This window comes from Rhodospirillaceae bacterium, from assembly GCA_002746255.1.
Taxonomy (GTDB): Bacteria; Pseudomonadota; Alphaproteobacteria.
Window position 1 is genome coordinate 1 of sequence record NVWO01000003.1, and the last position, 23,107, is coordinate 23,107.

A 23,107-nucleotide genomic window follows, 5' to 3' on the forward strand; every position below is an offset into this window, starting at 1 on the left:
AAACGCATCGTTTATGGCGGCCACGTCATCAGCATCGCCCGGAGCCTGAGCTTCAACGGTTTTGGCAACGCCTTTCGCATTGCCGCCATCAATGGGGGCTCGCATGTAGGCCCCTGTTTTGCCGGCGACACGGTCTATGCGTGGTCACAAGTGCTGGAAAAAACATCGATTGACGGTTGGGACAGTCTGGGCGCCCTGCGACTTCGGACCATCGCCACAAAAGACCGGGCCTGCGCCGATTTCCCCTACAAGGGGGACGATGGAAAATACGACCCATCCGTCATTCTGGACCTGGATTACACGGTCCTGCTGCCACGCTGACGCCTTAGAAAACCACGCCTTTCCCGAAGTTGACTTCCGCCAAGGCGGCAGGCTACACCTTGGGACCGCTTTGGCCTGCCTACATGGTGGGCGAGACTATCCTGCCCATTTTCCACGAGGCACCGAATATCCATGGGGAAACGCCCGCTTTCACCCCATCTGCAGATTTACCGGCCGCAAATCACGTCGGTCATGTCGATCCTGCATCGCCTCACCGGCATCCTGCTGGCCTTGGGCGCGCTGCAGCTTGCCGTATGGATCTTGGCGGCGGCCCAGGGGCCGGAGGCCTTTGCCACCATCCAGGCCTTCAATGGCTCGTGGCTAGGGCACGCGTTGCTTTTCGGCTGGACGGGGGCGCTTTTCTATCATCTGGCGAACGGGATTCGGCATTTGCTGTGGGACGCCGGTTTTGGTTTTGCACCCGCCCAGGTTGCAACAAGCGGCTGGGCCACCCTGGCCGTGGCGGCAGCGCTGACGCTGCTGACCTGGCTGATCGGCACCGGCACCATATGACCATGCGCACCCCCTTACGCCAGGCCCGCGGCCTTGGCTCGGCAAAGGAAGGCGTTGGCCATTGGTGGGCCCAGCGCGTCACGGCCATTGCGCTTGTGCCATTGACGCTTTGGTTCGTCACCAGCCTTTTATCCCTGATCGGCGCGGACCACGCGGCCGTCCTTGCCTGGGTCGGATCACCCGTGGCGGCGGTGCTGCTTATTCTTTTGCTGGCGACAAGTTTCTATCACGCGCAGCTTGGTCTTCAGGTCGTGTTTGAAGACTACATCCACCACAAGGGCCGGAAGCTCGCGGCGATTCTTTTCGTCAAATTCGCCTGCCTCCTTCTGGGGGTGGCCACCGTGTTCAGTGTTCTCAAAATTGCATTTCAAGGCTAGGAAAAATGGCAGCCTACGATATCATCGACCACACTTATGATGCCGTTGTCGTCGGCGCTGGCGGCGCCGGTTTGCGGGCAACCCTTGGCATGACCGCCGCCGGCCTCAAGACGGCCTGCATCTCGAAGGTTTACCCAACCCGAAGCCACACGGTCGCCGCCCAGGGCGGTATCAGCGCCGCCCTTGGCAACGTGACCGAGGATGCCTGGCGCTATCACATGTACGACACCATCAAGGGGTCGGACTGGCTGGGCGATCAGGACGCCATTGAATATATGTGCCGCAATGCTATTCCGGCGGTGCTGGAGCTTGAACATTTCGGCGTGCCCTTCTCGCGCACACCGGAAGGAAAAATCTATCAGCGCCCCTTCGGCGGTCATACGATCAATTACGGCGAAAAGATGGCGCGCCGAGCCTGCGCTGCGGCCGACCGCACCGGCCACGCCATCCTGCACACGCTTTACCAGCAGAGCCTGAAGCACAAGGCCGAGTTCTATAACGAATACATTGCCCTTGGGCTCATCCTTGACGACGATGGTGCCTGCCGTGGCCTTCTTGCCTGGTGCCTCGACGACGGCAAGATCCACCGCTTTCGCTCGCACGTTACCGTCATGGCGACGGGCGGCTATGGGCGTGCGTATTTTTCCTGCACGTCGGCCCACACCTGCACCGGCGACGGCAATGCGATGGCCGCACAAAGCGGCCTGCCCCTTCAGGACATGGAATTTGTCCAGTTTCATCCAACCGGCATCTATGGTGCCGGCTGCCTGATTACGGAAGGCGCGCGCGGCGAGGGTGGCTACATTACGAATTCAGAGGGCGAGCGGTTTATGGAACGCTACGCCCCAACGGCAAAGGACCTTGCCTCACGCGATGTCGTCAGCCGTTCGATGACGGTCGAAATCCGCGAAGGCCGTGGCGTGGGTCCGAACAAGGATCACATCTATCTGCATCTTGAACATCTGGAGCCATCCTTGCTTCACGAACGCCTGCCCGGCATCTCGGAAACCGCAAAAATCTTCGCCAATGTGGACGTAACGAAAGAACCGATCCCGGTGTTGCCAACCGTTCATTACAACATGGGCGGCATTCCGACGAATTATCACGCCGAGGTTCTGCGACCGACGACAGAAAATCCCGACGCGGTCTGTCCAGGGCTGATGGCCATCGGCGAAACGGCGTCCGTCTCGGTTCATGGGGCCAATCGCCTGGGCTGCAATTCTCTTCTCGACATCGTCGTTTTCGGCCGTGCCGCCGCGCAGCGAGCCGCCGAAATCATCAAAAAGGACGCCCATCATGCGCCCCTGCCGAAGGACGCAGGCGATGAAGCCCTTGCCCGGCTGGACCGGTTCCGCCATGCAAAAGGCTCACGCCGGACATCTGAAATCCGTCTCGACATGCAAAAGACCATGCAATCGAATTGCGCCGTTTTCAGAAATGCCGAGGTTCTGGAGGAAGGCGTGAAAAAAATCGACGCCGTCGCCGCCACCCTTGACGACGTTTCGGTCGAAGACCGTTCCCTCATCTGGAATTCAGACCTGGTTGAAACCCTGGAGCTGGAAAACCTGCTTTTACAGGCGCGCGCAACCATGCATGGTGCCAGGGCCCGAACCGAAAGCCGGGGCGCCCATGCGCGGGAAGATCATCAGAAACGCGACGATGTAAACTGGTTGAAACACACGCTGATCTACATGGACCCGAACGGCAAGGTTCGCCTCGACTATCGTCCCGTTCACATGAATACGCTGACGGACGAAGTGGAAACGGTCCCACCCAAGGAACGGGTTTACTAAAAAACATCTGCAAGGGAACGACGATGGCGGAATTTACGCTGCCGAAAAATTCAAAGGTGGGAAAAGGAAAAACCCACAAGGCGCCAGCCGATGCCGGTCGCGTCAAAACCTTCCGCGTCTATCGCTGGGATCCGGACGAAGACGCAAACCCCCGTCTCGACAGCTATGAAATCGACCTGGACAATTGCGGGCCGATGGTTCTGGACGCGCTCATCAAAATCAAGGATGAGGTCGATCCTTCGCTGGCCTTCCGCCGCTCATGCCGTGAAGGCATTTGCGGCAGTTGCGCGATGAACATCGACGGCGTCAATACCCTGGCCTGCCTGCACCCGATCGAGGACATCAAGGGCGACGCCAAGGTCCATCCGCTGCCCCATATGGAAGTCATAAAAGATCTGGTGCCGAATCTCACCCATGCCTTTGCCCAATATGCCTCCGTGCAGCCATGGCTGCGCTCGGACACGACCGCGGAACCAACCCAGGAACGCCTCCAGAGCCAGGAAGACCGGGGAAAACTGGATGGCATGTGGGAATGCGTTCTTTGCTTCTGCTGTTCGACAAGCTGCCCAAGCTATTGGTGGAACGAGGATCGCTATCTTGGGCCAGCCGTTCTTTTGGGAGCCTATCGCTGGATTGTCGACAGCCGCGATGAAACCGCCGGCGAGCGTCTCGACGAATTGGAAGACCCCTTCCGCCTTTACCGTTGCCATACGATCATGAACTGCTCGAAGACCTGCCCAAAAGGTCTGAACCCGGCAAAAGCCATCGGTGAAATTAAGAAATTGTTGGTTTCCCGCCGCTAACGTTCCAGGCCACACCCCCATTAACGCGAGGGTCCCCGAAATGCAGGCCGGGCCGCTTGCCATTTATCACCGTCAAACGAAAGCCGGCGACCTCACACCGGACGCGGCCCAGCATGCCGCAATCAGAGCCCTTGATGCGCTTGCGAACACCCTTCGCGACTATCGCCCCCATCAGGACCGCCATTGGTGGCGGCGTCTGGGGTGGCGGCGTCTGGCAGGAAAACGTCGGGCCATCGAAACCCCGAAAGGCATCTATCTCTACGGCGATGTCGGGCGGGGGAAATCCATGGTGATGGATCTTTTCTTCGACGCCGCCCCGGTAGCGCACAAGCGCCGTGTGCATTTCCATGAATTCATGCTGGAAATTCACGCGCATCTTCATCGGTGGCGCCAGAAGACGGCGCAAAACCCAAAGGCGAAGGACCCTCTTCCCCAGATCGCCGCCGACATTGCCCGCCAGACATGGCTGCTGTGCTTTGACGAGCTCCAGGTTCTCGACATCGCCGACGCGATGATCCTGAGCCGTCTTTTCGAATTTCTTTTTCAGGAAGGGGTGATCGTCGTCGCCACATCGAACCGGCCACCCGATGACCTTTACAAGGACGGGCTGCAACGCGAAAGCTTTCTTCCCTTCATCGCCACACTGAAACAAAGGCTTCACATTCACGAGCTTGCCGGGGCCACGGATTACCGGCTCAAACTGCTTCGAGATCTGCGCGTTTACCGGACAAACGAGGGCGCCGAACAAGATCTTGACCGCGCGTTCGCATGTCTGACGATGGGAAGCCCGCCAAAGCCCGACACGCTTCTCGTGCAGGGACGCACCCTCACCATCCCCCGGGCCGCCAGGGGCGTCGCCCGGTTTTTCTTCGCTGAACTTTGCGAACAGCCCCTTGGCGCCGCCGATTACCTGGAAATCGCCAACCAGTTTCATACGGTCCTGCTTGATCAGATCCCGCTGCTGGACCCGGAAAACCGAAATGCGGCAAAGCGTTTTGTCACCCTTGTGGACGCCCTTTACGAACACAAGGTCAAGCTCATCGCCAGCGCCAAGGCCGAAGCGCACGCGCTTTACACCTCTGGCGAGGGGGCCTTCGAGTTCCGCCGAACCGCCTCACGCCTGGTGGAGATGCAGTCAGAGCGCTACCTTGCGCGGCCCCATCGCGTGCTTTGCGACGACGCCGCAACGGCAACCGCCATGGAAAGCCTTGCAGAAACGGCAAATCTCCTGAAAAATAGTGACATTGGATCCGGATCTTCCTAAATGAAGGTCTGCCAGACAAAAATAAAAACGATCGTTACGGTCATGGCCATTAGGGTTGCCCGCCAGAAGCAGGCTTAGGGCTAAAAGTAAACTTAGGAACGTTTCATATTCATTCGTAATTTTTAGGGCCTCCGACCGGAACCCCCGGCGGTGGAAGAGATGGCTACCAACATCACACACCCGGCGCCAGGCGCGCTGACAGAAAAAGACCTCGACCCGACCCTCGACCTTGCGGCCGAGATCGGGCGGCTGCGCCGGGAACGGAACGCCGTCATCCTGGCGCATTACTATCAAGACGCTGAAATTCAGGACCTTGCTGATTTCGTAGGCGACAGCCTCGATCTCTCGCGCCGGGCCGCAGAAACGCAAGCCGACGTCATCCTGTTTTGCGGCGTGCGCTTCATGGCCGAAGTCGCCAAAATCCTGAACCCCACCCGCACCGTGCTGCTGCCAGCGGTCGAGGCCGGCTGCTCGCTGGAAACCGCCTGCCCACCAGATCGCTTCCGCCAGTTCCGCGAAGCCCACCCGGATCATATCGCGCTGACCTATATCAACTGCTCGGCCGAGGTAAAGGCGCTTTCCGACATCATCGTCACGTCTTCAAACGCCGAAGCCATCATCACGCAACTGCCCCGGGACCAGCCAATCCTGTTTGCGCCGGACCGCCATCTCGGCGCCTATCTCAACCGCAAGACGGGCCGCGAGATGCTGCTTTGGCCGGGAACCTGTGTTGTTCATGAGCAATTTTCCGAGCGCGAACTCGTGCGGCTGCAAACCCGCCACCCCCAAGCCCTGACCGCCGCCCACCCGGAATGCCCGGAAGCCATCCTCAACCACGCGGATCACATCGGCTCCACGTCCTCGCTCATTCGCTTCGTGCTTCGCTCACCGGCCAAGGAATTTATCATCGCGACGGAACCCGGCATCCTTCATCAGATGAGAAAATGCGCGCCGCACAAACACTTCATTACTGCCCCGGGCATGGATGGCGACTGTTCTTGCGCGACCTGCCCGTTCATGGCCTTAAACACGATGGAAAAGCTTTATCTGGCGCTGGCGAACATGGCACCGGCGGTGGAAATGCCCGAAACGCTTCGCCTGGCCGCACAAAAGCCCATTGAGCGTATGCTCAGAATGTCCCCGATAGCCGTGCCGGCAAAATTGCGCGCGGCCGGTTAAGCCTTGCTGCTGATTTTCCAAATGACCCTTACAAACCAGGAAATTAAAGAAATTGTAGACCGCGTGCTTTGCGAAGACGCGGCCGCAAACGATATCACCAGCCTGGCAACCGTCCCAAAAGATGCGGTGCTGCGATTAAAAATGGTCACGCGGCAGACCGCCGTCATCGCCGGCCTACCTATTGCGGCAGCCATTTTCAGCCGCCTGGCACCCCAGACACCGATGACGCTCTGCGTTACAGAAGGGGAAGAAGTGCGCGCGGGCGGCGTTCTTGCACGCATTCATGGAGATGCGCGCGGACTGCTTGGCGGCGAACGCGCAGCCTTAAACGTCGTTCAACACCTGTCTGGAGTGGCGACGCTTACCCGCGCCTATGTAAAGCGTATCGAGGGGACGGGCGTTATTCTACGCGACACCCGAAAAACGCTCCCCGGTTTGCGTCAAGTTGAAAAATACGCCACCGCACTTGGCGGCGCCCAAAATCATCGCCCGGACCTGGCCAGCGGCATTTTAATTAAAGACAATCATCTCGCCTTCGCTGGCGGACTTGGCGAAGCGGTCCGCCGTGCCAAAGAAGCAGGCCACGATTCCATTGAAGTTGAATGCGAAAATATGTCGCAAATAGACGACGCGCTTGCTGCTGGCGCTGATATTTTACTGCTCGACAATATGACTCTTAAAGCCTTGCGCAGTGCGGTTTCCACCGTTTCCGGCCGGGCACAACTCGAAGCGTCGGGCAATGTTTCGCTTGATTCGGTTGCCGCCGTTGCCGCAACCGGCGTCGATTTTATTTCCGTTGGAAAAATTACGCATTCCGCACCTGCAATTGATGTCGGACTCGATCTTGACGAGGAATAAATCAACAAACGACCCTCACAAAAAAAATCGACGGCGTAAATAAATTCGAAACGAATTTTTGAAACGTTTGCACAAATGCTTGCAGAAATTCGCCGTTCGCGTTAAAGCCCTTCATTGGTATGATTAACATCATGTTTGCAATGGATATGTTTTGTAACTTCAAAAAGGAAATGGTTCCGACGGAACGTTGACCTGTTTTCCGGAAACGTCCGTTTGATTATTCAATATGGCGCGTAAAAAAATTGTACTTATCGGTGCCGGCAATATCGGGGGCACACTTGCTCACTTGGCCGGCCTGAAAAATCTCGGCGACATCGTCCTCTTTGACATCATGGAAGGCATGCCCAAGGGCAAAGCCTTGGACATCTCGCAATCCTCGCCAGTTGACGGCTTTGACGCTGCCCTTTCTGGCACAACCAATTATCGGGACATTGCCGGCGCGGACGTTGTCATCGTCACAGCCGGCGTTGCCCGAAAACCGGGCATGAGCCGGGATGACCTTGTTGGGATCAACACAAAGATCATCGCAAGCGTCGCCGAGGCAATCAAAAAGCATTGCCCGAAAGCCTTTGTCATCGTTATCACCAATCCACTTGATGCGATGGTGGGGCTGCTGCAGAAAATAAGCGGCCTTCCGCCTAAGAAGGTGGTCGGCATGGCGGGCGTTCTGGATTCTGCCCGTTTTCGTTATTTTTTGGCCGAGGAATTCAATGTTTCGGTCAAAGACGTCTCCGCCTTTGTTCTTGGCGGGCACGGGGACACGATGGTCCCATTGGCGCGTTATTCGACGGTTGCGGGCATACCTCTTCCCGATCTGGTCAAGATGGGGTGGACGACCCGGGAGCGTCTAGATCATATCATTCAACGAACAAGGGCGGGTGGCGCCGAAATCGTAGGACTCCTGAAAACGGGATCCGCCTTCTATGCGCCCGCCTCATCGGCTATCGCAATGGCCGAAGCATATCTCAGGGATAGGAAGCGTGTATTCCCCTGCGCCGCTTGGCTAAATGGGGAATATGGCGTCCAGGGGCTCTATGTTGGAGTTCCGGTTGTAATAGGCGGCGAGGGAGTAGAGCGAATAATCGAAATAACGCTCAACGCCGGCGAAAGAAGGATGTTTGAAAAATCGGTCGCGGCGGTTCGCGGCCTTTTAGAAAGTACGGAGGGTACCATGGCAGCCAAAAAGAAAGCAGCCAAGAAGAAGACCGCGAAGCGGAAGACAGCCAAGCGGAAAACACCTGCCAAGAAAAAAACCGTAAAGCGGAAAACCGCCAAGAAGAAAACTGCGAAGCGGAAAACCGCCAAGAAGAAAACTGCGAAGCGGAAAACCGCCAAGAAGAAAACTGCGAAGCGGAAAACCGCCAAGAAGAAAACCGTAAAGCGGAAAACCGCCAAGAAGAAAACTGCGAAGCGGAAAACCGCCAAGCGGAAATAAGGCGTAACCGCCTTTTAATTTCGGTGGTTTTTCCGTCGAAACGCATATGGCGCCTGCCTTTAGCGGGGCCAGTCAGATGGGAATGGGGGGCGCTTTGCGCCCCTCATTCTCCTCCGAGCTTTTCCATCGCCCCTTGCTACAAGGCCCCTTTTTTGGCATTACACGAAGCGTAAACCCCGACAACCGCCAACGGACTAAGTCGTAACCGCGATGAACATTCACGAATATCAGGCGAAAAACCTGCTTGCGCGCTTTGGCGTTGCCGTGCCGCGCGGCGGCGTCGTTTACACCTCGAAAGAGGCCGAAGCCATTGCGAAAGAACTTGGCGGTCCGGTCTGGGTTGTAAAAGCCCAGATCCATGCTGGCGGTCGTGGCAAAGGCGGCGGCGTCAAAATTGTAAAATCCGCAAACGAGGTGATGGAAGCAACCAAGGGAATGCTGGGGTCAACCCTCATCACCCACCAGACCGGACCTGAGGGCAAGGAAGTCCGGCGCGTCTATATAGAAGAAGGCTGCGACATTGCCCGCGAACTCTATCTCAGCATGCTGGTTGACCGCGGCAACAGCCAAATCACCATCATGGCCTCCACCGAAGGCGGCATGGATATTGAAGAAGTCGCGGCAAAAACGCCTGAGAAAATTCATAAAGTCTCGATCGATCCTGTCATCGGCATTCAGCCCTTCCATGCGCGCAAGATTGCCTTTGCCCTGGGCCTGCGCGGCAAGCAGACCGGATCGGCGCAAAAATTTATTCTGGCCCTGTACCGGGCGTTCGTAGAACTCGACGCAAGCCTTGTCGAAATCAACCCCCTCGTCGTGACGGGCGATGGCGGCATTCTGGCGCTTGATGCGAAAATGAATTTCGACGACAACGCGCTCTTCCGCCACAAGGACGTTGAAGAGCTGCGGGACGAACATGAGGAAGACCCGTCGGAAGTCGAAGCGGCACGCCACGACCTGAACTACATCAAACTTGATGGCAGCGTTGGCTGCATGGTGAATGGCGCCGGGCTGGCCATGGCGACCATGGATATCATCAAACTTCATGGCGGATCGCCAGCAAACTTTCTTGACGTTGGCGGCGGCGCGACACGCGAACGCGTCACGACGGCGTTCAAGCTTATTCTCTCGGATCCAAACGTCGAGGGAATCCTCGTTAACATTTTTGGTGGCATCATGCGTTGCGATGTGATTGCAGAAGGCGTTGTCGCCGCGGCACGTGAAACCAGCTTGAACGTGCCGCTCGTCGTGCGTCTCGAAGGAACAAATGTCGAGCTTGGCAAAGAAATTCTGCAGCGCTCGGGCCTGCCGATTAAATCGGCGGACAATCTTGGCGACGCGGCAAATAAAATTGTCCAAGCCATAAAAGAGGCGGGCTGATGGCGGTTCTTGTCAATGCGGACACGAAAGTAATCTGCCAGGGCTTCACCGGGTCGCAAGGCACCTTCCATTCCGAACAGGCAATCGCCTACGGCACGAAAATGGTTGGCGGCGTGACGCCCAACAAGGGCGGCACGCAACATCTCGACCTTCCGGTTTTTGATACCGTCGCAGAGGCCGTTGCCACCACCGGGGCAAATGCCTCGGTTATTTACGTGCCCCCGCCTTTTGCAGCGGATGCCATCCTCGAAGCAATGGATGCCGGCGTCGCACTTGTCATCTGCATTACCGAAGGCATTCCGGTTCTTGACATGGTGCGTGTAAAGCGCGCCCTGGCTGAATCGAAAACACGCCTTATCGGCCCCAACTGCCCTGGCGTCATCACGCCCGAGGCCTGCAAGATCGGCATCATGCCCGGACACATACACACGCGTGGCCGGATTGGCGTGGTTTCGCGTTCGGGCACATTGACCTACGAAGCCGTCTCCCAGACGACGGCGGTGGGGCTGGGCCAATCGACCTGCATCGGCATCGGCGGCGACCCGGTCAATGGCACAAATTTTATCGATTGCCTCGATCTGTTCCTGGGCGACCCGGAGACTGATGCCATCGTCATGATCGGCGAAATCGGCGGCACCGCAGAAGAAGAGGCGGCCGCCTTTCTGAAAGCCGACAAGCGGAAAAAGCCCGTGGTCGGCTTTATCGCGGGCGTTACGGCACCGCCAGGCCGACGCATGGGCCATGCCGGTGCGATTATTTCCGGGGGCAAAGGCACCGCCCAGGACAAGATCGAAGCCTTCCGCAGCGCAGGCATTGAAGTTGCCGAATCCCCGGCTGAAATCGGCACGGCAATGCTGAAGGCATTGAAGAAATAGTGCGCCTCCCCATATGGTTAGCTAAAAATTAACCAAACTAAGCTACCCATGAATGCCGTATCCATGGCATCTTGTTGATTATGACTTCTCGTCCCATCGAACCCAGCGTTCTCTCTGGTGCCAACGCCGCCTTTGTCGAGGAACTTTTCCGCACCTATCTGGAAAATCCTGACTCGGTCGATTCAAGCTGGCAGCAATTTTTTGCCAAACATCGAGACGGCATCTCGGCGCAGGACCTGGATGGCGCAAGCTGGGGCCTGAAACGTCCGCACCCGCGTCCCGAAGACGACGCCGCGCCCAAAGAAAAAGGCGCTGCCGGAACCGGCCTGGCCGCCGCCGACGTCCGGGCCGCAACCCTCGACAGCATCCGTGCGTTGATGATGATCCGTGTCTTTCGGGTGCGCGGCCACCTGATCGCCAATTTCGACCCCCTTGGCCTGCATCACGAGCGGTACCATCCCGAGCTTGATCCAAAAACCTACGGCTTTACGGAGGCGGATTACGATCACCCGATTTTCATCGACAACGTCCTTGGCATGGAAACGGCGACGCTGCGTGAAATTCTCGATGCCCTGCATCAAACCTATTGCGGGAATATCGGCGTCGAATTCATGCACATGCAGGACCCGGCCCAAAAAGCCTGGATTCAGGTTCGGGTGGAAAAGGGGCGCAACCAGCCGGTGTTTACGCCCCTCGGCAAGCGGACCATTCTTGAACGCCTGACGGATGCCGAGCTGTTTGAACAGTTCCTTCACGTCAAATACCCGGGCACGAAGCGTTTTGGCCTCGATGGCAGCGAGAGTCTGGTGCCGGCGATCGAGCAGGTGCTGAAGCGCGGCAGCCAACTCGGCATCGAAGAAGTCGTCATCGGCATGTCCCACCGCGGCCGGTTGAACGTGCTCGCAAATGTAATGAACAAACCCTTTGCGGCAATCTTTTCCGAATTTCAGGGAAACGCCGCGCATTCGGACGATTTTCAGGGGTCTGGCGACGTAAAATACCATCTCGGCGCATCCGCAGACCGCGAATTCGACGGCAAAAACGTACATCTCTCCTTGACCGCCAACCCATCCCACCTGGAAGTGATCGACCCGGTTGTTCTTGGCAAAACACGCGCGAAACAGGCGCAGCATAACGACAAGAAACGCACCAAAGTTATGAGCATTCTCATGCATGGCGATGCGGCGTTCGCCGGCCAGGGGCTGGTTCCCGAAACTCTCGAACTTGGGGGGTTGCAAGGGTACCGTTGCGGCGGCACGGTTCATTTTATCATCAACAACCAGATCGGGTTTACAACGTCGCCGAAATTCTCACGCGGCACGCCTTACCCCTCCGACATTGCGAAGGGCATTCAGGCGCCGATTTTTCATGTGAATGGCGATGACCCGGAAGCCGTTGTTCACATCGCCAAGATCGCGATGGAATTTCGCCAGGCTTTCCACAAGGACGTGATTGTCGACCTGTTCTGCTATCGCCGTTACGGCCATAATGAAGGCGACGAACCGGCGTTCACGCAGCCCCTTATGTACAAGGCGATCGCCAATCACCCGACCACCCGCGAGATTTACGCGAAGAAACTGGTTGCCGAAGGCGGGATACCGGCGGATGCGCCACAAGCGATTTACGACGCTGGCATGAAGCGCCTCAACGACAATTTCAAAGCGGCCCCGGATTACAAGCCGAGCAAGGTGGATTGGCTGGAAGGTGCCTGGGACGGCATTGGGCTTGCTACCGACGGCAAGCGCCGTGGCGAGACGGGCGTCGCACGAAAAACGCTCCTCAAAATCGGCGAGACGCTCGCACGGGTACCCGAAGCGATCAACGTCAACAGCAAAATTGTCCGCCAGTTGAAAGCCAAGCAGAAGATGTTTGCGACCGGGGACGGAATCGATTGGGGAACGGCCGAAGCCCTCGCCTTCGGTGCCCTTTTGTGGGAAGGCGTGCCGGTCCGGCTCAGCGGCCAGGACTGCACCCGCGGCACGTTCTCCCATCGCCACGCCGCCCTTGTCGACCAGGATACGGAGGCGAAATATTACCCTCTCGACCATCTGAAAGATGGCCAGGCGGCCTTTGAAGTTCTCGACAGTCCGCTATCGGAAGCGGGCGTGCTCGGCTTCGAATATGGCTACACAATGACGGAACCCAATGTGCTGGTGCTGTGGGAGGCGCAATTCGGCGACTTTGCAAACGGTGCCCAGGTCATCATCGACCAGTTCATCGCGTCTGCTGAAAGCAAGTGGATGCGGATGTCCGGCCTCGTCCTGCTGCTGCCCCATGGCCATGAGGGCCAGGGACCGGAACATTCCTCCGCCCGGCTGGAGCGTTACCTGCAGCTTTGCGCGGAAGACAACCTCCAGGTCGCAAATTGCACGACGCCGGCCAATTATTTCCACATCCTGCGGCGGCAGATAAACCGTAGCTTTCGCAAGCCCCTCATCCTGATGACCCCAAAATCCCTGCTGCGCCACAAGCGGGCCGTCTCGACGCTGAAAGAGATGGAAAAGGGCTCGACGTTCCACCGGGTATTGCCGGATCCGATGAAACTTGTCGCCGGCAAAAAGGTGAAGCGCGTCGTTCTTTGCTCAGGCAAAATTTATTACGACCTTGAACAGGAGCGCGACGCCCGGAAAATCCGCGACGTCGCACTTGTTCGGGTCGAACAGCTCTACCCTTTCCCGGCGGACAGCATCACCGAACAATTGCAGAAATATCCAAATGCCGAAGTCGTCTGGTGCCAGGAAGAACCAAAAAATATGGGCGCATGGACCTTCCTTGACCGCCGCATGGAAACCGTCCTGGCCGAGATGAAACACAAGGCCGCGTGGCCGGCTTATGTGGGCCGGGCGGAAGCGGCCTCCCCGGCAACCGGGCTTTTGCGCACCCACAACCAGCAACAGGCAGAAATCGTGGACAACGCCCTAACCCCGTCGTAACGAGCGATGTCATCCCTGGAACCAAATCCACCCCTGCCATCTAATCGGCAGCCGCATGCCCCGGGTTTTCAAGAAGGAAAGTTTGAGAAAAAATGGCAAAGGAAATCGTCGTCCCCGCCCTTGGCGAATCGGTAACGGAAGCAACCGTCGCCAAATGGTTCAAAGCCGTCGGCGACACCGTCACCGCCGATGAGCCGCTTCTCGAACTTGAAACGGACAAGGTAACCCTTGAAATCCCGGCACCGGCCACCGGCAAGCTGAGCGAGATCGTTGCCGCCGATGGTGCCGACGTTGCCGTCGGTGCCGTGCTGGGACGGATCGAGGAAGGTAGCGCAGCAGCCGCCTCCAAGCAGGCAACGGCGGAAGCATCCCCGGCCCCTGCCACACCGGCCGCACCCAGCCAGGAACCCGCCGCACAACCCGCCGCACCGGCGGCATCGGCCACGCCCACTGCGGCGCCAAAAGCCGAAATGTCGCTCGCGCCATCCGTCCGCAAGCTCGTCGAGGAAAATCGCCTGGACGCAGCCGCCATCTCCGGCACCGGCAAGGATGGCCGCCTGACGAAGGGCGACGTGCTTGCCCATCTCGAAACCGGTTCCGACATAAGCGCAAAGGGCGCGCCTGCGGAAGAACGCGTTCGCATGTCCCGGCTGCGCAAACGCGTCGCCGAACGCCTCAAAGACGCGCAAAACACGGCGGCCATGCTAACCACCTTTAACGAGGTCGACATGAGCGCCCTTAAAAAGGCCCGCGCCGAATACCGCGACGCTTTTGAGAAAAAACACGGCGTCCGGCTTGGCTACATGTCCTTCTTCATCAAGGCCGCCGTCCTTGCGCTCAAGGAAATTCCCGAGGTCAACGCCCAGATCGAGGGCGACGAGATCGTCTACAAGAATCATTACGACATCGGCGTTGCCGTCGGCTCGCCGAACGGCCTGGTCGTGCCGGTTCTTCGCAACGCCGATCATTTTGGATTTGCCGAAATCGAAAAACAGATCGGTGCTTTTGGCGCGCGCGCGCGCGACGGCAAGCTAACCATGGACGACCTGACCGGCGGCACGTTCACCATTTCAAATGGCGGCGTCTTTGGCTCCCTGCTTTCCACGCCGATCATCAATCCGCCACAATCCGCCATTCTTGGCATGCATAAGATTCAAGACCGGCCCATGGCCATCGATGGCAAGGTTGAAATCCGGCCGATGATGTATCTGGCGCTGACCTACGATCACCGACTGGTTGACGGCCGCGAGGCCGTGACCTTCCTGGTTCGCGTCAAGGAATGCATCGAGGCCCCGGAACGGATCCTTCTTGACCTTTAAAAGCCGGCGAATAAAGGAAGGCCCCCATGAGCAAAGATGTGAGCAAAAATAAATTCGACGTCCTTATCATCGGTGGCGGACCGGGCGGCTATGTCGCCGCCATCCGCGCCGCCCAGCTTGGGTTGCGCACGGCCTGCGTCGATGCGCGCGGGCCCCTTGGCGGGACCTGCCTGAACGTCGGCTGCATTCCTTCAAAGGCGTTGCTGCATTCCAGCCATCATTTTGAACTGGCCGAACACGGCATGGCCGAACACGGCATCAAACTTGGCAAGCCAAGCCTTGACCTTGCCGCCATGATGGCGCGAAAGGAAAAAATCGTCGATGGCCTGACAAAAGGCATCGCCTTTCTTTTCAAGAAAAACAAGGTCACCCATTTCAACGGCAAGGGCAGCATCAAAGGCCCAGGTAAAGTGATTGTCGACGTCGGCGGCAAGAAAACCGAACTGACGGCGACATCAATTGTCATCGCCACCGGTTCGGACGTGGCGCCACTTCCCGGCGTGACGATTGACGAAAAGAAAATTCTAAGCTCCACCGGCGCGCTGGCCCTGAAAAAAATGCCAAAGCGCCTTGCCGTCATCGGCGCGGGCGTCATCGGACTGGAACTTGGCTCCGTCTGGCGACGGTTGGGCGCGGACGTCACCGTGCTTGAATATCTGGACCGCATCCTGATGCCGATGGATGGCGAGCTTGCCAAGGGCGCTCAAAAAATTCTTTCCAAACAAGGCATTGCTTTTAAACTTGGCGTGAAGGTCACGGCGGCCAAAGCGACAAAATCAGGCGTCGAGTTGCGTTTCGAGCCGGCCAAGGGCGGCGACACCCAGACCCTTGTCGCGGACGCCGTTCTCGTTGCCATCGGGCGCAGGCCCTATACGGAAGGCCTGGGCCTGGACGCGGCAGGCGTTGCGACGGACGAAAAGGGCCGGGTGATAATCGACGACCGTTTTCAGACAAATGTTGCCAACATCTATGCCATCGGCGACGTCGTGCGCGGCGCCATGCTCGCCCATAAGGCCGAAGACGAAGGCATTGCCGTTGCCGAAATTCTTGACGGTCAGGCGGGCCATGTGAATTACGATGCCATTCCCGGCGTCGTTTACACCGCACCCGAAATTGCCGCAGTCGGAAAAACCGAGGAAGACTTAAAAGCAGCGGGCACCGATTACAAAATCGGTAAATTTCCCTTTCAGGCGAACAGCCGGGCCCACACAAGCGGCGAAATTGAAGGCTTTGTGAAAATCCTTGCGGACAAAAAAACAGACCGCGTACTGGGCGTACATATCGTCGGGCCCGTCGCCGGTGAATTGATCGCCGAAGCCGGCCTGGCGATGGAATTCGGCGCCTCGGCGGAAGACATTGCGCGCACCTGCCATGCCCATCCGGGTTACGGCGAAGCGGTCAAGGAAGCGGCCATGGCCGTCGATGGCCGCGCCATCCACTCTTAACCCACGGCTTTGGAAAAGCGGCTTCCCGACATGCTTCGCCGCTGGACCCGCCGGGTCTTTGGGGTTCTGTTTCTGATTGCCGGCGTGGCCGGTCTTTTCCTGCCCATCCTCCAAGGCATTCTTTTCCTGCTGATCGGAACGCTGCTGCTGGCCGGTGACTCCATCTGGGTGCGGCGGCGGATCGCAAGCCTCAACCGCCGCTATCCCAAAAGCTACGCCCAGTTCCGAAAATGGCGGAAGAAATTCCAGCCGAAGAAACGCGTGCGTTAAAAACGCTCGCGTTAAAATGCGTGCGGATTGAAAATAGCCCTATCGGCGCGCGCGCGGATGGGCCTTGTCATAGACTTTCCGCAGACCCGCCGTGTCCACTTCCGTGTAGCGCTGGGTGGTGGAAAGCGACGCGTGGCCCAGCAATTCCTGGATCGAACGCAGATCGCCACCACCGGCCAGCAGATGGGTGGCAAAGCTGTGGCGAAGCGCGTGGGGCGTTGCCGTTTCCGGCAAACCCAGTTGCGCACGCAGGCGACGCATTTCCTTCTGCACAATCGCCGCCTGCAACCGTTTGCCGCGCAGGCCGACAAACAGCGGGTCTTCGGGCACAAACGAAAAGGGACAGGTCGCCAGGTAATCCGCCACCGCCTCGCGGACGACAGCCAAAACCGGCACGATGCGTTCCTTCGATCCCTTGCCGAGCACACGCAGCGCCTCGCCCGATGGCGCCTGGTTCTGGTTCAGACCAAGCGCCTCGCCAATGCGAAGGCCGCAACCATAAAGCAGCGTGAAAATGGCGGCATTGCGTTTCGCAATCCATGCCTTTTCAGGCACCGGCTTAGCCCCCGGCTGCCCGGCACCCGCCGACGCCGCGATGGTGGCGATGGCATCGGCCGCGTCAAGCGCCCGGGGGATGGTGTGGGGCGCACGCGGCGCACGGATGGCGGCGATGGCTGGGTTGTGCAGAAAGCCGCGCCGATCCAGAAAGCGGAAAAAACCGCGCAAAACGGAAAGCGCGCGCGCAATGGAGACTTTGGCCTTGTTGGCCCGGAGCTCAAACGCCAGCCACGCCCGAAAATCGGCAGCGACCAGCCCGCCAAGGGCGGCGAATCCAGGGGTCCGGCCCAGATGATCGGTCAGAAATTCAAGGAAGGCGGCCAGATCGCGCCCATAGGCACCCGTTGTATGGGCCGTGTAGCGGCGCTCGGAAACAAGCCAGACCTCCCATTCCAAAATGGCCGCCGCCAGTTCGGGATCTGCCGAAAAAGAGGCGCGCTTTCCCATGCCACCTAAAGGATGGACTGGCCCGTCTTCTGCCAATCGGCAAGAAAGGCAGCGAGGCCCTTGTCGGTCAAAGGATGCTGGAACAACTGCCGCAACACTTTTGGCGGCACGGTGACAACATGGGCCCCCATTTTTGCCGCCTCGACCACATGCATGGGATGGCGGATCGAAGCCACCAGCACCTCGGTCGTAAAGTGCTCATATTGTTCGTAAATCTGGCAGATATCGTCAATCAGCCCCATGCCGTCCTCGCCAATGTCGTCGAGACGACCGACGAATGGGGAAACAAAACTGGCCCCCGCTTTGGCTGCCAGGATTGCCTGGGCCGCCGAAAAGCAAAGCGTCACATTCACCATCGTGCCGTCATTGCGAAGCTCCCGACAAGCGCGAAGCCCGTCCGGTGTCAGCGGCACTTTGACGGTGATGTTCTTTGCAAGCTGGGCCAGTTTGCGCCCTTCCTTGACCATCGTTTCGTGATCCGTCGCCGTCACTTCGGCGCTGACCGGGCCGTCAACGATGCTGCAAATCTCTTTCACGACTTCGAAAAAGTCCTGACCCGTCTTGGCAACAAGGGTAGGGTTCGTCGTCACCCCGTCGAGCAGACCGCTCGCGGCGAGATCGCGGATTTCCTGAAGGTCGGCGGTATCAACAAAAAATTTCATATGAACTTCCTGGCAAAATTGCCGAAGGTGAGCTTTGCAAAGGTAGAATGGGGCGGCAGGTCCATGCGCGGACCTTCAAGCGCCTTAACGTAGAGTGTAGTCCATGCCACCCGCCCGTGCCAATGTTCGAACCGACGAAACGGAAATGCGCCTGCCCGTGCTGTTGCCGTTGCGCCTTTCGCATCCCTACGATTATGCCGCGTCACCGGACAGCGACATCCGCCCGGGCGATTATGTGCGCGTGCCCCTTGGCGGGCGCGAAGCGATTGGCGTCGTTTGGGACAAGGGTTCAAACATGGGCAACGCCGCGCCCAAAACGGGCCGCGTCATCCGGCTGAAAGCCATCCGCGAAATTCTGCCCGGCCCGCCGATGCCGGCAAACTTGCGGCGCTTCGTTGAATGGGTCGCCGCCTACACGATGACGCCACCGGGGCTGGTCCTGCGCATGACCATGCCCATCCCCGAAGCGCTGCGCCCGGCCCCGGCGACGATGGGGCTTCATCTATGCCCCGGCATGACGACGGCAGGGAAGCGCCTCACGGCGAAGCGCTTGCAAGTCATTGGTTTTCTTAGATGTTCCTGGAACAACCCGCTGACAAAGGCCGCCCTTGCAAAGCAGGCCGGGGTCGGCGCGGGTGTCGTTCAGGGGCTTCTCGAAGCAGGCCTGCTTGAAAAAACGCCCATGGCCGCAGCCAGGGTCGCGCAACCCGATGGCGACAAGCCCGGCCCAAAACTTTCAAAATCGCAAGAGACCGCCGCAAAAAAACTAACCCAGGCCGTTGCAGATGGAACTTTTCAGCCCTTCCTCCTTGACGGGGTAACGGGTTCCGGCAAGACGGAAGTTTATTTCGAGGCCATCGCCAAAGCGCTTCACGCAGGCAAGCAGGCGCTGGTCCTGCTGCCCGAAATTTCCTTAAGCGCCCAATGGCTGGCCCGTTTCGACGCGCGCTTCCATGCGCGGCCGGTCGTCTGGCATTCCGGACTTGGCGGGGCGAAGAGGCGGCGCAATTTCCGCGCCATTGCGTGTGGGGAAGCGCGCGTCGTCGTCGGGGCCCGCTCGGCGCTTTTCCTTCCCTTTCCCGAACTTGGTCTTCTCATTGTCGATGAAGAACACGACGCCTCCTACAAACAGGAAGACGGCGTCATCTACCAGGCGCGCGACATGGCCATCGTGCGGGCAAAACTGGAAAAATGTCCGATTGTGCTGGCCTCCGCCACGCCGTCCCTTGAGACGATGCGCAACGCCGAAACCGGCCGGTATGCGCGCGTGCATCTGCCGGTTCGCCACGGCGGCGCCGATCTGCCCAAGGTGCGGCTGATCGACCTTCGCAAAGATCCCCCGCCACGCGGCAAGTGGCTCTCCCCGATCTTGCGGGATGCGGTTGCCGATACCCTGGCCCGTGGCGAGCAGGCGATGCTGTTTTTAAACCGGCGCGGTTATGCGCCGCTGACGCTGTGCCGAAAATGCGGCCACCGCTTCCAATGCCCGGCCTGCACGGCCTGGCTGGTGGCCCATCGTCAGGCCTCCCGGCTGATTTGCCATCATTGCGGCTATTGCGAGCCCATGCCCGCCGCCTGCCCAGCCTGTGGCGGAGAGGCGACCCTGGTCCCATGCGGACCCGGCGTCGAACGGCTGGCAGAAGAGGCGACCGAGCTTTTTCCAGACGCGCGCATCGCCATCATGACAAGCGACACCGCCAGCACAGCCGCCGCTGCGGCAAGCCTCGTCCAGCGCATGCAGACGGGCGAGATCGACCTTCTCATCGGCACCCAGATCATGGCCAAAGGGCACCATTTCGCGAATCTCACCCTTGTCGGCGCAATTGATGCCGATCTTGGCCTTGCCGGGGGCGATTTGCGCGCAACAGAGCGCTGTTACCAGATGCTTCACCAGGTTTCCGGTCGGGCGGGGCGGGAAGCGCGCCCAGGCACCGCCTATCTTCAGACCCACCAGCCAGAAACACCGGTCATGGTGGCCCTGGCCGCAGGGGCCCGTGACCGCTTCCTTGCCATAGAGGCCCAGGCGCGCGAGGAAGGTGCCCTGCCACCCTTCGGCAAGCTGGCCGCCCTTATCCTTTCCGGCACCGATGCCGGACGCGTCGAACGCTATGCCCGGCACTTGCGCCGGGCAGCCCCACAGGACAGCACCATTCACGTCTTTGGCCCCGCACCGGCCCCCCTTGCCACCCTGCGCGGCAAGTACCGTTTTCGCCTGCTGGTGAAGGCGCACGCGCAGGCACCTCTCCAAAAGATGCTCCATGGCTGGCTCGCCCCCCTGGGGCCGCCGGCAGGCGTAAAACTGCAGATCGACATCGACCCGTACAGCTTCCTCTAAAGAAGCCGGGAAGCATCTCAAAGAAACAGGAAAGTGCCGACCTGTATCGAGTGCAATACCGTTGCAACCCCAAGACCCCTATGTTAGATATCCGCTGAATTTTTAGGGAGGCTGCTTTCGCAAAGCGGGCGCAGGCCTTCCCACGAAAGGGACAACCCTCCACCATAAGGAGCGCCTTGCTTAATAGGATCTCCTTCGGGTCGGTTTTGTCCCGCAATAGGCGTCTTTAAAGGATCTAAGCCCTTGTCATCGGAAGTCACCGGTGTTTCCGGTCTCGCCAGTCGCTATGCCAACGCCCTCTTCGAGCTTGCCGACGAGCAAGCCGCCCTGGATACGGCTGCGGCCGATCTGGGCACATTGGAAGCGCTGCTGGGCGAAAGCGCCGATCTTTATCGCATGATCCGCTCGCCCATCCTCTCCCGCAAGGATCAGGCGCAAGCCATTGGCGCGATTGCCCACCGGGCTGATTTCTCCACCCTGGTTACAAATTTACTGGGCCTTCTTGCCAGGAAACGCCGCCTGTTTGCGTTGCCTGCCGTCACCGAGGCTTACCGTCGGCTTCTCGCCACCAGACGCGGCGAAGTAACGGCCAACGTCACCTCGGCTCAGGCCCTGAACGAAGATCAACTTGGCGCCATCCGGCGCGCCCTCAAGCAAGCCACAGGCAACGACGTTTTCATCCAGACCCGGGTGGATTCAAGCCTTCTTGGCGGTCTTGTTGTGCAGATAGGATCCCGGATGGTTGACAATTCTCTACGCTCGCAATTGGAACGCTTGAAGATCGTCATGAAGGGAAGTGCGTAATGAAAATCGGAGCTGCGGAAATTTCCGCCATTCTCAAAAAGGAAATTGCAGAATTCGGGACCGAAAGCACGGTCAGCGAAGTGGGACAAGTCTTGTCTGTCGGCGACGGCATAGCCCGCGTTTATGGGCTCGACAATGTGCAAGCCGGTGAAATGGTTGAATTTCCCGGCGGCATCCGTGGCATGGCACTGAACCTCGAGGAGGACAATGTCGGCATCGTCATTTTTGGCGATGACCGGAACATCCGCGAAGGCGACACCGTCAAGCGCACCGGCCAGATTGTCGAAGTGCCGGTCGGCAAAGGGCTGCTGGGACGCGTCGTCGACCCCCTGGGGAACCCCCTTGATGGCAAAGGCCCCATCGAATCGGACAACACGCAGCGGGTGGACGTCAAGGCACCCGGCATCATTCCACGTCGTTCCGTACACGAGCCGATGCAGACGGGCCTCAAAGCAATCGACGCCTTGATCCCGGTCGGCCGCGGCCAGCGCGAATTGATCATCGGCGACCGTCAGACAGGAAAGACGGCGATTGCCATCGACACGATTTTGAATCAAAAAGCGGTCAACGATACGGATGACGAGTCAAAGAAGCTCTATTGCATCTATGTCGCCATCGGCCAGAAGCGCTCGACCGTGGCCCAGATTGCCAAAACGCTGACCGAAAGCGGCGCGATGGACTACACCATCATCGTCGCCGCCACCGCGTCGGACCCGGCACCGCTTCAGTTCCTGGCCCCCTATTCGGGTTGCACGATGGGCGAATATTTCCGCGACAACGGCATGCACGCACTGATCGTTTATGATGATCTGTCGAAGCAGGCCGTCGCTTACCGGCAAATGTCGCTGTTGCTACGTCGTCCGCCGGGGCGCGAAGCCTATCCGGGGGACGTTTTTTATCTTCACTCTCGCCTTCTGGAACGCTCGGCGAAGATGAGCGAGGATCACGGCGGCGGTTCCCTTACCGCCCTTCCCATCATCGAAACCCAGGCCGGCGACGTGTCTGCCTATATTCCGACGAACGTGATTTCGATCACGGACGGTCAGATCTTTCTTGAAACGGACCTTTTCTACCGTGGCATTCGCCCGGCGGTGAATGTCGGCCTGTCGGTGAGCCGCGTTGGCTCAGCCGCCCAGATCAAGGCGATGAAGCAGGTTGCCGGCTCGATCAAGCTTGAACTTGCCCAGTTCCGCGAGATGGAAGCCTTCGCGCAATTCGGCTCGGATCTGGACGCCGCCACGCAACAGCTGCTTAATCGCGGCAAGCGGCTGACGGAATTGTTGAAACAGGACCAGTATTCGCCGCTTCCCGTCGAAGAACAGGTGGTTGTTATCTTTGCGGGTGTGAAGGGCTATCTCGACAAAATCGAGGTCGCGGACATCACGCGCTTTGAAGAGCAGCTGCTCTCCGAAGTCCGCGCAAAGGGTGCCGCCATTCTGGAAAAAATCCGGACGGAGAAAAAGCTCTCCGACGCAACGGAAGCCGAGCTTAAAACCCTCCTCGATCATTTCAGCAAGACCTTCGCCTAGCCGCCAG

At 58.8% G+C, this 23,107-nt stretch carries 20 protein-coding genes; 18 read left to right on the forward strand and 2 right to left on the reverse strand.

Annotation, left to right across the window (positions count from 1 at the left end):
* The 15 genes from COA65_02870 to COA65_02940 all read left to right on the forward strand — a co-directional run.
* On the forward strand, window positions 1–321 hold a 321-nt coding region (locus COA65_02870; protein ID PCJ60655.1), incomplete at its 5' end, for a hypothetical protein.
* 132 nt (window positions 322–453) lie between these two features.
* Window positions 454–834 carry a succinate dehydrogenase, cytochrome b556 subunit gene (gene sdhC / locus COA65_02875; protein ID PCJ60656.1) on the forward strand — a complete coding sequence of 127 codons (381 nt, stop codon included), beginning with the start codon at window positions 454–456 and terminating at the stop codon, window positions 832–834.
* A complete protein-coding gene (gene sdhD / locus COA65_02880) occupies window positions 831–1,211 on the forward strand; it encodes a succinate dehydrogenase, hydrophobic membrane anchor protein (protein ID PCJ60657.1) in 381 nt (126 codons plus the stop codon). The genes sdhC and sdhD overlap by 4 nt, the downstream gene beginning before the upstream one ends.
* A gap of 5 nt (window positions 1,212–1,216) precedes the next feature.
* A complete protein-coding gene (locus COA65_02885) occupies window positions 1,217–3,004 on the forward strand; it encodes a succinate dehydrogenase flavoprotein subunit (protein ID PCJ60658.1) in 1,788 nt (595 codons plus the stop codon).
* A 23-nt stretch (window positions 3,005–3,027) separates the two neighbouring features.
* The gene (locus COA65_02890) at window positions 3,028–3,807 is read left to right on the forward strand and encodes a succinate dehydrogenase iron-sulfur subunit (protein ID PCJ60659.1); all 780 of its coding nucleotides are present in this window, start codon (window positions 3,028–3,030) and stop codon (window positions 3,805–3,807) included.
* Between the two features lie 40 nt (window positions 3,808–3,847).
* Entirely contained in the window at window positions 3,848–5,071 is a 1,224-nt protein-coding gene (locus COA65_02895) for a cell division protein ZapE (protein PCJ60660.1), read from the forward strand.
* A gap of 159 nt (window positions 5,072–5,230) precedes the next feature.
* Window positions 5,231–6,250 (forward strand): quinolinate synthase, encoded by a 1,020-nt coding sequence (locus COA65_02900; protein ID PCJ60789.1) that lies wholly within the window; start codon window positions 5,231–5,233, stop codon window positions 6,248–6,250.
* Between the two features lie 21 nt (window positions 6,251–6,271).
* Window positions 6,272–7,108, forward strand: coding sequence for a nicotinate-nucleotide diphosphorylase (carboxylating) (nadC, locus tag COA65_02905; GenBank protein ID PCJ60790.1), 837 nt, complete (start codon window positions 6,272–6,274; stop codon window positions 7,106–7,108).
* A gap of 226 nt (window positions 7,109–7,334) precedes the next feature.
* A complete protein-coding gene (mdh, locus tag COA65_02910; protein ID PCJ60661.1) occupies window positions 7,335–8,543 on the forward strand; it encodes a malate dehydrogenase in 1,209 nt (402 codons plus the stop codon).
* 210 nt (window positions 8,544–8,753) lie between these two features.
* A complete protein-coding gene (locus tag COA65_02915) occupies window positions 8,754–9,923 on the forward strand; it encodes an ADP-forming succinate--CoA ligase subunit beta (protein ID PCJ60662.1) in 1,170 nt (389 codons plus the stop codon).
* Window positions 9,923–10,798, forward strand: coding sequence for a succinate--CoA ligase subunit alpha (locus COA65_02920; protein ID PCJ60663.1), 876 nt, complete (start codon window positions 9,923–9,925; stop codon window positions 10,796–10,798). Before COA65_02915 ends, COA65_02920 begins: the two co-directional genes overlap by 1 nt.
* An 80-nt stretch (window positions 10,799–10,878) precedes the next feature.
* Window positions 10,879–13,731: a 2-oxoglutarate dehydrogenase E1 component gene (locus tag COA65_02925; GenBank protein PCJ60664.1), complete on the forward strand. Its 2,853-nt coding sequence runs from the start codon at window positions 10,879–10,881 to the stop codon at window positions 13,729–13,731.
* A 92-nt stretch (window positions 13,732–13,823) separates the two neighbouring features.
* Window positions 13,824–15,050: a dihydrolipoyllysine-residue succinyltransferase gene (locus tag COA65_02930; GenBank protein PCJ60665.1), complete on the forward strand. Its 1,227-nt coding sequence runs from the start codon at window positions 13,824–13,826 to the stop codon at window positions 15,048–15,050.
* A 26-nt stretch (window positions 15,051–15,076) separates the two neighbouring features.
* Entirely contained in the window at window positions 15,077–16,495 is a 1,419-nt protein-coding gene (locus tag COA65_02935) for a dihydrolipoyl dehydrogenase (protein PCJ60666.1), read from the forward strand.
* 9 nt (window positions 16,496–16,504) lie between these two features.
* Window positions 16,505–16,765 (forward strand): hypothetical protein, encoded by a 261-nt coding sequence (locus COA65_02940; GenBank protein PCJ60667.1) that lies wholly within the window; start codon window positions 16,505–16,507, stop codon window positions 16,763–16,765.
* A gap of 39 nt (window positions 16,766–16,804) precedes the next feature.
* Here COA65_02940 and COA65_02945 read toward each other — a convergent pair whose 3' ends face one another.
* A complete protein-coding gene (locus COA65_02945) occupies window positions 16,805–17,770 on the reverse strand; it encodes a recombinase XerC (protein PCJ60668.1) in 966 nt (321 codons plus the stop codon).
* A gap of 5 nt (window positions 17,771–17,775) precedes the next feature.
* Window positions 17,776–18,432 carry a fructose-6-phosphate aldolase gene (gene fsa, locus COA65_02950; protein ID PCJ60669.1) on the reverse strand — a complete coding sequence of 219 codons (657 nt, stop codon included), beginning with the start codon at window positions 18,430–18,432 and terminating at the stop codon, window positions 17,776–17,778.
* A gap of 103 nt (window positions 18,433–18,535) precedes the next feature.
* On the opposite strand from fsa, the gene COA65_02955 reads away from it, so the two are divergent.
* The 3 genes from COA65_02955 to COA65_02965 all read left to right on the forward strand — a co-directional run bounded on the left by COA65_02955 (window position 18,536) and on the right by COA65_02965 (window position 23,100).
* Entirely contained in the window at window positions 18,536–20,767 is a 2,232-nt protein-coding gene (locus tag COA65_02955) for a primosomal protein N' (GenBank protein ID PCJ60670.1), read from the forward strand.
* A gap of 243 nt (window positions 20,768–21,010) precedes the next feature.
* A complete protein-coding gene (locus COA65_02960) occupies window positions 21,011–21,571 on the forward strand; it encodes a F0F1 ATP synthase subunit delta (protein PCJ60671.1) in 561 nt (186 codons plus the stop codon).
* Window positions 21,571–23,100, forward strand: coding sequence for a F0F1 ATP synthase subunit alpha (locus tag COA65_02965; GenBank protein ID PCJ60672.1), 1,530 nt, complete (start codon window positions 21,571–21,573; stop codon window positions 23,098–23,100). Before COA65_02960 ends, COA65_02965 begins: the two co-directional genes overlap by 1 nt.
* Window positions 23,101–23,107: the final 7 nt, after the last annotated feature.

Excerpts from the sequence above, each read along its gene's own strand:
- sdhC (PCJ60656.1), top strand. The coding sequence starts at position 454 with ATGGGGAAACGCCCGCTTTCACCCCATCTGCAGATTTACCGGCCGCAA.
- sdhD (PCJ60657.1), top strand. The coding sequence starts at position 831 with ATGACCATGCGCACCCCCTTACGCCAGGCCCGCGGCCTTGGCTCGGCA.
- COA65_02885 (PCJ60658.1), top strand. The coding sequence starts at position 1,217 with ATGGCAGCCTACGATATCATCGACCACACTTATGATGCCGTTGTCGTC.
- COA65_02890 (PCJ60659.1), top strand. The coding sequence starts at position 3,028 with ATGGCGGAATTTACGCTGCCGAAAAATTCAAAGGTGGGAAAAGGAAAA.
- COA65_02895 (PCJ60660.1), top strand. The coding sequence starts at position 3,848 with ATGCAGGCCGGGCCGCTTGCCATTTATCACCGTCAAACGAAAGCCGGC.
- COA65_02900 (PCJ60789.1), top strand. The coding sequence starts at position 5,231 with ATGGCTACCAACATCACACACCCGGCGCCAGGCGCGCTGACAGAAAAA.
- nadC (PCJ60790.1), top strand. The coding sequence starts at position 6,272 with ATGACCCTTACAAACCAGGAAATTAAAGAAATTGTAGACCGCGTGCTT.
- mdh (PCJ60661.1), top strand. The coding sequence starts at position 7,335 with ATGGCGCGTAAAAAAATTGTACTTATCGGTGCCGGCAATATCGGGGGC.
- COA65_02915 (PCJ60662.1), top strand. The coding sequence starts at position 8,754 with ATGAACATTCACGAATATCAGGCGAAAAACCTGCTTGCGCGCTTTGGC.
- COA65_02920 (PCJ60663.1), top strand. The coding sequence starts at position 9,923 with ATGGCGGTTCTTGTCAATGCGGACACGAAAGTAATCTGCCAGGGCTTC.
- COA65_02925 (PCJ60664.1), top strand. The coding sequence starts at position 10,879 with ATGACTTCTCGTCCCATCGAACCCAGCGTTCTCTCTGGTGCCAACGCC.
- COA65_02930 (PCJ60665.1), top strand. The coding sequence starts at position 13,824 with ATGGCAAAGGAAATCGTCGTCCCCGCCCTTGGCGAATCGGTAACGGAA.
- COA65_02935 (PCJ60666.1), top strand. The coding sequence starts at position 15,077 with ATGAGCAAAGATGTGAGCAAAAATAAATTCGACGTCCTTATCATCGGT.
- COA65_02945 (PCJ60668.1), bottom strand. The coding sequence starts at position 17,770 with ATGGGAAAGCGCGCCTCTTTTTCGGCAGATCCCGAACTGGCGGCGGCC.
- fsa (PCJ60669.1), bottom strand. The coding sequence starts at position 18,432 with ATGAAATTTTTTGTTGATACCGCCGACCTTCAGGAAATCCGCGATCTC.
- COA65_02955 (PCJ60670.1), top strand. The coding sequence starts at position 18,536 with ATGCCACCCGCCCGTGCCAATGTTCGAACCGACGAAACGGAAATGCGC.
- COA65_02965 (PCJ60672.1), top strand. The coding sequence starts at position 21,571 with ATGAAAATCGGAGCTGCGGAAATTTCCGCCATTCTCAAAAAGGAAATT.